The sequence below is a fragment of the Streptomyces sp. HSW2009 genome (genome assembly GCF_040240285.1).
Classification (GTDB): domain Bacteria; phylum Actinomycetota; class Actinomycetes; order Streptomycetales; family Streptomycetaceae; genus Streptomyces.
In genome coordinates, this window is record NZ_JBEHZD010001206.1 from 1 (window position 1) to 326 (window position 326).

Below are 326 nucleotides of genomic sequence, written 5' to 3' on the forward strand. Positions count from 1 at the left end.
CCCCCCCCCCCCCCGGGGCCCCGCCCCGCCCCGCCCGCCCCCCCCCCCCCCCCGCCCCCCGCCGGGCCCCGCCCGCCCCCCCCCCCCGCGCGCCCCCCCGCGGGGGGGCGTCGGCGTTCCCGGCCGGCCCGCACCGGCGGGTACCGGCAGCAGAAGCGGCAGGAGTACGAGCCCGGGTACGCCCGCGCCTGCGCGCGCGAGGGCGCCGTACGCCACGCCGCCGGGGCACGTCACCTGCGCCACGTGCCCCGCCCCGCTTCGCCCGGGTACGCGCGCGCCCGCCCGGGCGCGGGGGGCCCCCCCCCCGCGGGGGGGGGGGGGGGGGG

At 90.2% G+C, this 326-nt stretch carries 1 pseudogene; it reads left to right on the forward strand.

Annotated features, from left to right (window positions below):
- A pseudogene (locus AAHZ94_RS35215) lies at positions 1-326 on the forward strand (hypothetical protein); the annotation flags it as partial.